The organism is Arthrobacter sp. NPDC056691 (assembly GCF_042791415.1).
Taxonomy (GTDB): Bacteria; Actinomycetota; Actinomycetes; order Actinomycetales; family Micrococcaceae; genus Arthrobacter.
Window position 1 is genome coordinate 88915 of record NZ_JBHTXX010000022.1, and the last position, 8186, is coordinate 97100.

General features: G+C 64.2%; 6 protein-coding genes and 1 pseudogene. 5 read left to right on the forward strand and 2 right to left on the reverse strand.

Annotated elements, in window-relative coordinates; genetic code table 11:
- Window positions 1–179: 179 nt before the first annotated feature.
- From ACFRAU_RS17035 to ACFRAU_RS17045, 3 genes are all read left to right on the forward strand, one after another.
- A complete protein-coding gene (locus tag ACFRAU_RS17035; RefSeq protein WP_378000820.1) occupies window positions 180–1973 on the forward strand; it encodes a DUF5605 domain-containing protein in 1794 nt (597 codons plus the stop codon).
- An 86-nt stretch (window positions 1974–2059) separates the two neighbouring features.
- Window positions 2060–2815 carry an SDR family NAD(P)-dependent oxidoreductase gene (locus ACFRAU_RS17040; protein ID WP_378000821.1) on the forward strand — a complete coding sequence of 252 codons (756 nt, stop codon included), beginning with the start codon at window positions 2060–2062 and terminating at the stop codon, window positions 2813–2815.
- 96 nt (window positions 2816–2911) lie between these two features.
- Window positions 2912–3535 (forward strand): TetR/AcrR family transcriptional regulator, encoded by a 624-nt coding sequence (locus tag ACFRAU_RS17045; protein ID WP_378000822.1) that lies wholly within the window; start codon window positions 2912–2914, stop codon window positions 3533–3535.
- Window positions 3536–3825: 290 nt separating this feature from the next.
- On the opposite strand, the gene ACFRAU_RS17050 is transcribed toward ACFRAU_RS17045, so the two are convergent.
- On the reverse strand, window positions 3826–4110 hold the full coding sequence (locus ACFRAU_RS17050) for a hypothetical protein (RefSeq protein WP_378000823.1): 285 nt from the start codon (window positions 4108–4110) through the stop codon (window positions 3826–3828).
- Between the two features lie 150 nt (window positions 4111–4260).
- The gene (locus ACFRAU_RS17055; protein ID WP_378000824.1) at window positions 4261–4515 is read right to left on the reverse strand and encodes a hypothetical protein; all 255 of its coding nucleotides are present in this window, start codon (window positions 4513–4515) and stop codon (window positions 4261–4263) included.
- A gap of 216 nt (window positions 4516–4731) precedes the next feature.
- On the opposite strand from ACFRAU_RS17055, the gene ACFRAU_RS17060 reads away from it, so the two are divergent.
- A complete protein-coding gene (locus tag ACFRAU_RS17060) occupies window positions 4732–5421 on the forward strand; it encodes a TetR/AcrR family transcriptional regulator C-terminal domain-containing protein (RefSeq protein WP_378000825.1) in 690 nt (229 codons plus the stop codon).
- Between the two features lie 2061 nt (window positions 5422–7482).
- Window positions 7483–8186, forward strand: a pseudogene (locus tag ACFRAU_RS17065) (hypothetical protein); the annotation flags it as partial.

The window sequence follows — 8186 nt, forward strand, 5'->3', positions numbered from 1 at the left end:
CCCACCCGGGTGCCCGGGCTTGCGCCCAGGGTCCGGCAAGCGACAGCCGGGGCCGGGGCAGTGCGGTCGGAAGCCATATGCCCGTCGCTCACCAGCCCTGGCAATTGACCACCGTCCAGTGCCCATGAAAGGCATGGGCACAACAGATAAAGACCAGTTGAAGACAAGGATCCGAGTAGATGGCGGCGCAAGAACAAGGCATCTCCAGCAAGCACAGCAGCCCGGGACTCCTCAAGGCATTCGGGCCAGAGACCAGCCTCGGGGCAATTCTTGACTCACCCTCCGGGCGGGAGATCGTCATGTCTGCCTTCCCCGGCATCGAGGATTCCCCCGGCTTTACCGCACTGTCGGGTCTTCCGGTTTCATTCCTGACGGCGCGCAACCCTGCACTGCGGGATCCTTCGAACAGCAATGACTTCTGGGCAGCACTTGCCAGCGTCCAACGGCAACCCGCTCCCCGCGACACCGTTCCTCCGGTACTTCCTGACCCCCACTACGAAAGCCCTGGGACGCCCCGGGCATCCGGCAGGGTATCGCAGCCCACCCACGTCCGGCCCTTGGAGCTGGTGGAGATCCGCATCGACGGCCCCAGCCACGGTAACCCCTTCGTCGATGTCGAACTGACGGCCGCAGTCAACGGTCCAGGCCTGTCCCAGACCGTGGGCGGGTTCTACGACGGAGACGGACAATACGTCATTCGGTTCCTTCCCACGGAAGAAGGCGTGTGGACTTTTGCCACCACCTCCTCGACGCCCACTCTGGACGGCATCAAAGGGGACATCAACGTAAGTGGAACCGCCGGCAGCCCGGGCCCGGTGCGCGTCGCCGGCACCTTCCATTTCGAGCACGCGGACGGCAGCAATTTCGTACCGCTCGGGACCACTGCCTACGCCTGGACCCATCAGCACGCAGACCTGCGGGCGCTTACCCTCGAGACCCTAAGCCACGCGCCCTTCAACAAGGTACGAATGGGCGTTTTCCCCAAGTCATACCTGTACAACACCGAAGAACCGGAGCTCTTCCCCTTTGAACGCAACGGGGACGGCGGATGGGACTTCGAAAGGTTCGACCCGGAATTCTTCCGGCGGTTCGAAGAGTGCATCGGCGCCCTGGGCCAGCGTGGCATCCAAGCCGATGTCATCCTGTTCCACCCTTACGAGCGGTGGGGGTTCGCCACCATGGGACGTTCCGCCGATGACCGGTACGCGACCTACCTGACCCGGCGCTTATCCGCCTTCCCGAACGTGTGGTGGTCCCTTGCCAACGAGTACGACTTCCTGTGGTCCAAGGAAGACCACGACTGGGAACGGCTGGCACAGGTTGTCACGGGCAACGACCCCGTCGACCATCTCCTGTCGATCCACAATGGCTTGCGCCTGTGGGACTACAAAAGCCCATGGGCGACGCACGCAAGTCTCCAGCGAGTGGATATCTGCCAGTCAACTGAGAAGGTTTCCGAGTGGCGCGAACGGTGGGGTAAACCGGTCATCGTCGACGAGCCCGGGTATGAAGGCAACCTGGACCAGGGCTGGGGAAATATCACAGCAGAGGAGCTGGTGCGCCGAGCCTGGGAGGCAACCGTCAGAGGCGGCTACATCACGCACGGGGAAACCTACTTTCGGGAAGACGAAGTGATCTGGTGGGCTAAGGGGGGCACCCTCCACGGGACCAGCCCCGCCCGGCTGGAATTCCTCCGCCGCATCGTCGGTGAGGTTCCCGGCGGAAGGATCAACCCGCTGGCCTCCGACTGGGATGCGCCATGGGGCGGGACAGAGAACCACTTCCTCATCTACTTCGGTTCCAGTCAGCCGGTGTTCCGAACCGTCGCCATCCCCCCCGGAAGGACAGCAACGATTGACGTGATTGACACCTGGAACATGACAACCGAAAGACTGGACCAGACATTCACCGGAACGTCCAAAGTCAATCTACCGGGGCGGCCGTTCGTCGCCCTTCGCGTCGTTCTCAATTAGCAACCCGCCGCTGATACTAGTCGGCGGCTGACCAACCCAAACGCTCGACCTCACCGGGTGCCGGGTCACACAACAGGAGGTTTCCCATGGTCCAGCGACTGCACGGCAAGTCCGCGATCGTCACGGGCGCGGCATCCGGCATCGGCCGTGCCGTTGCTTCCCGTTTCATCGCAGAGGGCGCGACCGTCTTCTTTGCGGACATCAACTCCCACGGCGTTACTGAGGCTGCTGAGGATACCGGTTCCACCGAAGCACACCCGCTCGTCATGGACATAGCCGATGAAGCCAGCGTCGCGGCAGCCTACGCCCAGGCCGCACGATTGGGACCCATAGACATAGTTGTGGCCAACGCCGGGATCCAGCTGTTCGGCCGGGACGCCCGCGTGCGGGACCTGAGCCTCGACGTGTGGGAAAAGACAGTAGCAATCAATCAGCGCGGGGCGTTCCTGACGCTCAAGTACGCCGTCAGAGCCATGGCGGGGCGTGGCGGCTCGATCATCTGCACCGGCAGCCCCACCGCGGTCGTCGCCTGCGGACAAACGTTCACTGCCTACACCAGTTCGAAGGCAGGAGTGCGCGGACTTGCCGGGGTTGTCGCCGCAGACTACGCCGCCGACGGTATCCGTGTGAACACCGTAGTCCCCGGCTACACCGAAACCCCACTCGTGGAGACCATCGCCAGAAACCCTGAGCAGCGATCCGGGCTCGTGGAAGCGACCATGCTCCGCCGGCCAGGCAACGCCCAGGACGTCGAAGGCATCATGGTTTACCTCGCAAGCGACGACTCCGCTTACGCCACCGGAGGCCTGTTCACCGTCGACGGAGGCCTCACCGCGCTATGAGTTTCTGGTCTGGCGCCGAACCTGGGTGCTCTCTGCACCCGGCGAAATGCCGACCATCTGTAAGAGACAAATAGAATTGGTTTGAAAGGGGGCGACATGCCTTTAACTGACGATGTACAGGTGCGACGGCGCCGAGGTATCCAGGAAGCAGCATCTGAACTCAGACGTTCCCAAATCCTGCTGGCCGCGGCTGAAGCGTTCTCCGAACGGGGATTCAACGCTACGTCACTCCGGGACGTGGCAGCCCGGGCCAAGATCTCCCACACCGGGCTGTTACATCACTACCCGGACAAGAACGCGCTGCTTGAGGCCTTGCTCGATGACCGGATCAAGGGTGCCGGAGACCTCCACAACCTCAACAGTGGAGGGGGTGAGGGGTTCGTGCGCGGACTCGTGGCAATAGCCGCCAATGACGAACAGCACCCGGCCAATGTCCGCCTCCTGACAACACTCACAGCCGAAGCAACAAGCCCCACTCACCCCGCTCATGGCTACTTTCGCAAGTGGCATGCTGAAGCACTCGACCTTCTTGCTGAAGCCCTGGACGATCTCGACCACCGCGGCCTCTTTCGAGGTCCGATGTCGACCCGCGAAGCCGCACGATACATCAACGCGCTTCGCGAGGGAACGCACACGCAGTGGCTGCTCTCCGAGGCAGATTTTAGTTTGGCAGCCGAAGTCCGCTCCCATCTTCGGCTCTTCGTAAACGTCGATCTATAAGATTGCGGCTCCCCGCCGGCGCACATTCATCCTGCGTCCCGGGGAAGGCGGTAGGTACCCCCGCAACAACTTCCACTCCCGAGCTTTGACGCCGATAGCGTGATTCCGTCAAGTAAGCGGCTCGATGTGGCCCAGACAGGGTATCGACTCTGCCGACGGCGCGCGGCCAGCTCATTCTACCGGCGCGCAGCGCGGGATTCCTTCGCGGAACCGCTGTAGGTAACCAGCTTCGCACCCACAATGTCGGCCGGCGGGCCCGGGTTGGCCGGCAGGGTATCGGCGCGCGCTGGTTAGTGGGGCAGTTCCATCTGGAAGCCGCACCGGCAGTGAAGAACCTTGGTTTGCAGGTCCTCGTCCAGGAAGTCGGCCGGGCCAGGTTGGGTGTGAACCGGGCTCTCCAGTTGCCTGCGCGCCACGTCCGAGGGTGTCATGGGTTCTCCACAGTGAATGTAGGTGGCGCCGATGTGAACGACGTCGTCGCCCGGACAGAGGTAGCGGGCCAGGACCGGTGCAAGGAGCTCTGCCGTGGTTGCCGGGACGCGCGGGCCGCGGCAGGAGGAACAGCTGAAGGTCACTGCCAGGGAGCCACTGCGCTGAACGAGTACCGTGATGGATTCGGCGAGCAGGTGCTCGTCCGTGCCGCAGCCAAGTGCCCGAGGGGCGCGGCCCGTGGGGCTGTTTTCGGTTAGCAGGGTAGTCGGTGCCCGACGGGATTTTCGCCGGCATCAGACCAGGCTCGGGTAGCTGGACAGAAGGTAGTCTGCTGCGGCCGGCCCCCTCATGCGCAGGCTGTTGTGGCCGGGGTCCATCCGTTGCTGCATTGCCGCCCAGAATGAGCGTTCCCTGCGCGGCCGGGTTTGGGTGACGGTGCACCAGCTGATGTACAGCCCGTAAAGCGGGTCGCGCCCGAGTGTGGACTCCGAGTCAGGGTCGCAGATGGTGGCGTCGTGAAGGAACTGGTCGAACTGTGAAACGGCCATGGCTGGCTCTTTTCGTGCCGGTGCAGGTAGGGCTCCCATGTGGCTACAGCAGCCGGGCTTCGGCGCTCTGCACGTGTCACCGAAATCTGTTCACCGGATCGCCGCTACACGGCCGGCAGGGCTTGCGCCTGTATACCTACATTGTAGGCTTCATATGTAGAGAAGGTAAGGGGCAACATCGGCTCTGGACGCGGTCCCGGGAGGCAGGCAGCCATCGTGGACAACGACAACAACAGCGTCGGTTCCGGCCGGAAACCTCGGCTTAGCCGGGAGGTGGTGCTCTCCGCGGCCCTGGAACTGGTGGATGCTGAAGGGCTCGAGGCGCTCACTATGCGCCGACTGGGACAGAAGCTCGGCCGTGACCCCATGAGCCTGTACCGGTATGCCGAGAGCCGGTCCGCGCTCCTGGATGGGCTGACCGAAGTCGTCCTGGGCCAACTGGCCGTCCCGCAGGGACAGGAGTGGCAGGCCACGCTGCGCGGCGTGGCCCATGACCTGCGCAGGCTCGCGCTCCAACACCCCAACATCGTGCCGCTGCTCGTGACCCGGCCACTGTCCACCCCGCTGGGCCTGCGCCCGCCCGGCAGCGTCCGGCCGCTGGAGCAGATCCTCGCCCTGCTGATTGACGCCGGCTTCACCCCCGTGGACGCCCTGCACGTGTACAGGGCGTACTACGCATTCCTCAACGGCCACTTGCTCAACGAGTTGCAGGAACTGGTGGTCGATCCGGATGAAAACGAAGCGGTCCTGCGGCTGGGTCTGTATCACCTTCCGGCCAGGGAGTTTCCGTGGCTCAGGGCACTGGCCCCGGAACTGGCCGACTATGACGGAGCCCGGGAACTGGACGAAGGACTGGGCATTCTACTCTCCGGCCTCGCTGCACGACTGACACCAAAGGACGGGTAGCGGCTTTCGGAAATTCTCTTTTGGGGACGTTCCGGAATGCCGGGGGATTCGCGCGTTCCCTGGCCTCAGCACTGGCGGGTACATAGATGGCCGCTGGCGACGGCCTCTATCGGGGGACTAGTCCGGACGCGCTCGATCGGGAAACCAGTAATTGACGGATCCAAGCACGTCAATCATGTCGGGTCTGTCATCGAACTTCCGGTACTCTGCCTCGCCACGTAGACGCGCCTCATCGTGCACATCTACTGCCCCCACGCCGTCCGGCGCGTGGCCGAACCCGGCGTCGGCCCGGCACGATGGTGGTGGGGCCGGTGGTCGGGCGTCTGCGCCTTGAGTGAAGTAGTTGGAGGTGTCGTAATAAGTGATTTTGGGCGGTCGGGAATCCCCCTTCTGCGCTGTAAGGGCCGATCTGGTCCCGGGCGAAGGCATCGTAGAGCTCTCGGGACTTCCAAACATCCGTGACGAGTATTCCGTAGTCTGTCCCGACTACCCAGTGGGACAGCGCGCCGGCCGGCCCCGGGCCTCCCCGCGTGAGTCCCATTTTTCAATGACCTGGTCGTATCGCTCCAGTGTTGCGCCGTGGAACTCCATGATGACTGCAACGGCCATGTCCTTCTCCTCACAACGGGCGGCCCGTGACGAAACGGCCCCGCAAATGACCTGATACGGCCCGTAGTACGCCGGGAACACTCGTTCGTCAACGTTCTGTGGATGCCGGAGGACTTGGCGGCGGTGCCCAGCATTAAGATGCAGCCTGCCGTGGAGGGTCGACTGCCGTTCGCCGGCGTAAACCGGCTCCGTCTGGTGCCGGCCGGTGTCATCGCCTCAAACAGCGAACGAGGGGTCAGCGTCAACGCCGGGCCCGCTTGCGACGGGGGGAGTGCGCTACGGACCCGGCGATCTGAAGCGGCGGTTCGCGGCAACCTTTGCTCCAGTGATATGACCAGTGTGCCGCGCACACGTTGTGAAATCCGGGGCCCAGGTGAGGGAGGCAGCCTCGTTCTACCCCCCCTGCTTGAGGGGAAGTGTGTGGTGTTCAGGGTTTTCGCAAGCTTTGTCCGCGCTTCTGGTGCGGCTTACGTCCACGACGCCGCTCCCGCCAACCGGACGGCGCCCCGTCCAATTCGGTCGCTTTGGCCTCGTCGGGGTCGCCGCGGTGGAGTTTGGCTCCGTTGGCAGTGCTGCCACACACGGGAGGTCATGCGCGGGGCCTTCCACGAAGGCTTTGTGGCGGGGCCACTGGTTGCCGGCAGCCCGGTGAGCTGCGGTAGCGCAACCGGCTGACCGTAGAGTGCGCAGGAGCAGCTAGCCACCTCGGCGTAATCCTCTCCCGTGGCTGGGGTGGGCATTTACATCGTGGAGGTGAATCCGGCAGACGACGGGTCAGCTGCATCTGCAGCAAACGAATGGTGCAGCGTGCTTCATGCGCGGACTCAAAAATCGACCGGCCACAGGCGGCCCGGAACTGGCGTCCGCCAGTGAAGGCCGCCCTCGCCACCCGGCCCACGTCCGAGCCCGGCTGTCGGACCGACCTGGCCTGCCGCCACGAGCCACTGTCAGCGGAGTCGGCCTGATCGGGTCCCCCTCGCCCGGGCTATCGCCAAGATTTCTGCAGGCTTCCCGACCAGGTTAGCGGCGCCGGCCAGCAGGCCCGGGCCGCTTGGGTCGGGACTGTCCGGGTCAGCGCTGATCGCCTGCAGTGAGTGCAGCGTCGGCCCCCCACGACCCGCTGGGGCTGAAATCCGTCGGCAAGAGGGCAGGAAAAAGCCCCCGCGGCCTTTGAGGGTGGTACGGGGGCCCTTCCTAGCGGCAGGACCGCTAAGTCTGGAGTTCAGCGGGCCTGACGTCCAAGCTAAGAATTTATCCTGAGAATTGCCTCCAAAAGTCCGAGGAGTTCGCCTGCTCCCGGCAGAAGCCCTAGCCGATGCGCCGGGTTTTCGTCAAGGTTTCCGCAGGGTTGCGTCCTGATACTGACTGCACCGCGGGCCACCAGCCGGTGTGCACCGGCCGGCCGGTAATCGGTCCGGGTGAAGTCTGGGGATATTAGTAGGGGAGCTTTCCATGAAATCTGAAAGAAGTCGTCAACGTGTCGCGGCAGGTCTCGCTGCCGGCGCTCTGGCCGTCGCGGTCGTGCAAACCGCCGCGGGGCCGGCCTCGGCCGCCATTAACCCGGTACCGGCCGCACCTCATTCCATCCTTGTTTTTCCTGTCAGGGACTTCGTTTCCGCGTCCGGGTACGCCAGGACCGACGTGGCCACCGTTCAGGTGCTCCGGGGCGGCGCTGTTATCGGTTCGGCCGCCAACCTCATCCCGCAGGACGATCCGGCCACACCAGGCTTTGACGGTCTGGTGGAAGTCAACCATCCCGGAGGTGGATGCTGGGATGGCGTCACACCGGACATCCGCACCGGGGACGTCGTCAGGGTTCTCACGGCGCCCGGTGTCGGTGACGAAACGTTTACGGCGAATGTCACGGTGACGCAGCAGGCGACCAAGACCGGTCCCGGGACCGTCGTCATGAAGGGGACCGCCGTCGCCCCCGGGGGCGGGCAGATCCCCATCGATCAGCTGCAGGCCCGGATTGTGGCGAAGAAGCAATCGTTCGTGCTCAACGGGAAGCGGACGTTGCGCGCCAGCGCCGCCGCAGGCGATGATGGCACGCTGGCATATGACGGGCCGGGCCTCACCACCTGGACGGCAACGTGGACGGGCCTGACCGGCGTGGGTGTCGATGGTCTTTCCGACGCTGACAGGGCATCGACACC

Excerpts from the sequence above, each read along its gene's own strand:
- ACFRAU_RS17055 (WP_378000824.1), bottom strand. The coding sequence starts at position 4,515 with ATGGCCGTTTCACAGTTCGACCAGTTCCTTCACGACGCCACCATCTGC.
- ACFRAU_RS17040 (WP_378000821.1), top strand. The coding sequence starts at position 2,060 with ATGGTCCAGCGACTGCACGGCAAGTCCGCGATCGTCACGGGCGCGGCA.
- ACFRAU_RS17045 (WP_378000822.1), top strand. The coding sequence starts at position 2,912 with ATGCCTTTAACTGACGATGTACAGGTGCGACGGCGCCGAGGTATCCAG.
- ACFRAU_RS17035 (WP_378000820.1), top strand. The coding sequence starts at position 180 with ATGGCGGCGCAAGAACAAGGCATCTCCAGCAAGCACAGCAGCCCGGGA.